General features: G+C 37.0%; 5 protein-coding genes. All 5 read right to left on the bottom strand.

Features of this window, described 5'->3' with window-relative positions; all coding sequences use genetic code 11:
- The coding region (locus AB5M32_RS13615; protein WP_368024528.1) for a hypothetical protein at positions 1-279 on the bottom strand (279 nt) is incomplete at its 3' end.
- Positions 276-587 (bottom strand): hypothetical protein, encoded by a 312-nt coding sequence (locus AB5M32_RS13610; protein ID WP_161440188.1) that lies wholly within the window; start codon positions 585-587, stop codon positions 276-278. The genes AB5M32_RS13615 and AB5M32_RS13610, both read right to left, overlap by 4 nt.
- A complete protein-coding gene (locus AB5M32_RS13605; protein WP_248255382.1) occupies positions 581-802 on the bottom strand; it encodes a hypothetical protein in 222 nt (73 codons plus the stop codon). The genes AB5M32_RS13610 and AB5M32_RS13605 overlap by 7 nt, the downstream gene beginning before the upstream one ends.
- Positions 768-962: a hypothetical protein gene (locus AB5M32_RS13600; protein WP_248255381.1), complete on the bottom strand. Its 195-nt coding sequence runs from the start codon at positions 960-962 to the stop codon at positions 768-770. Before AB5M32_RS13600 ends, AB5M32_RS13605 begins: the two co-directional genes overlap by 35 nt.
- 118 nt (positions 963-1,080) lie before the next feature.
- Entirely contained in the window at positions 1,081-1,275 is a 195-nt protein-coding gene (locus AB5M32_RS13595) for a hypothetical protein (RefSeq protein WP_053765585.1), read from the bottom strand.
- Positions 1,276-1,321 lie beyond the last annotated feature (46 nt).

Genomic DNA, 1,321 nt, shown 5'->3' with positions numbered 1-1,321 from the left:
ATTCCAACTAGTCATGTTTACAAGATGTTTTTTGTACTCATTCTTTCCTGTTTCAACTAGAATAACGAGTTTATTTTTATCTTCCGTATCCACAGATATTCGACCGATCGCTTCAAACTCCACTTTGTCCGTTCGAGTATTGATTACTGCTACTCGACGAATCACATTAAAATTATCTGCTTCTTGGCTTACATTGTAGGAAACTTTATCACTTTCTCTACAAGCCCCTAATGTGATGCCTATTCCTAATAAACTGATAAATACAATTAATTTTTTCATTTGTCTTCCTCCTCAATTTCACATGCTTTTTCAAACTCGTTAGTGATACGCTCAAGCGCTTTTTTGTACTCGATAATACTTTTTATCACGTGACCTTCTCTCATCACGTAGTCACGCTGTATTGCTGTTAAACACATACTCAACGTTTGATAGTATCCAATAAACGAAACCCCTTCTACTTTTTCACCTTTGCTATTTACGGTATATTGAATATTCCCTTTTTCATCAAAAATAACTCGTGATAGAACAATATTTCTGCAATCACTCGTCTCAGTGATTCGATAGTTTTCAATTTTCATATCTAGCATTCCACAGCCCTCATTTCTGAAATCCACATTGCTTCAGGCATGCCTGTTTCTGATGTACTTGCTTTCTGGCTGACTGAAGCATTGGTTCTAGTTTTGCTAAAACTTTTCAATAACCAACGGCTGACTTCCGCCTTCGTTTCTGCTACATAGTAAACCTTAAGTGTATCTTTGCCGATTAGTTTAATCATTTTCTTTACGCCATCTTGCCCAAACACTACTTCCTGCTCCAAGTGCTTTTCGAATGGCTTTTACACTATATCCTACCTCTCTCAGATGGCTATATTGCTCAAACGTAAATGACTCAAGATCCAATTTGGGTAATGGTTTTGATTGATCTATCGTATCTGCACTAATCTTTTCAGCGATTTCTTGCACTACCTTCAACTCTTGAGCAGATAATTCTTCGACAGAGCGATCGTCAATAATTTCTAGTATTTGTCTTCTTCGCTCTCGTTTTTCTTGTTTTGTAAGAACTATAACACCGCTCCAATAGCTAATTTCTAAATGCTCTGCGTACTGTATACGCTTCGTTAATGATTTTCTTCAACGTATCCGATGGATAGATTCGATGACTTACTTCTTTGACATCTTGTTCATATAACCAAGCAAGCTGTGCTAGAGTATCATCATCAAGAGAAAATCTCGGTCTTTTCTTAGGTGTCCCACCTGTTTGTTTTGGCTGTCCCACCTACACGACTACTCCTTTTGGTTGATTTTCTAAATATTTCTGTAAC

This window comes from Enterococcus sp. C57 (genome assembly GCF_040887305.1).
GTDB lineage: Bacteria > Bacillota > Bacilli > Lactobacillales > Enterococcaceae > Enterococcus_B > Enterococcus_B hirae.
Note: the sequence above shows the minus strand (reverse complement) of the source record. Positions and strands in the feature narration are given on the sequence as shown.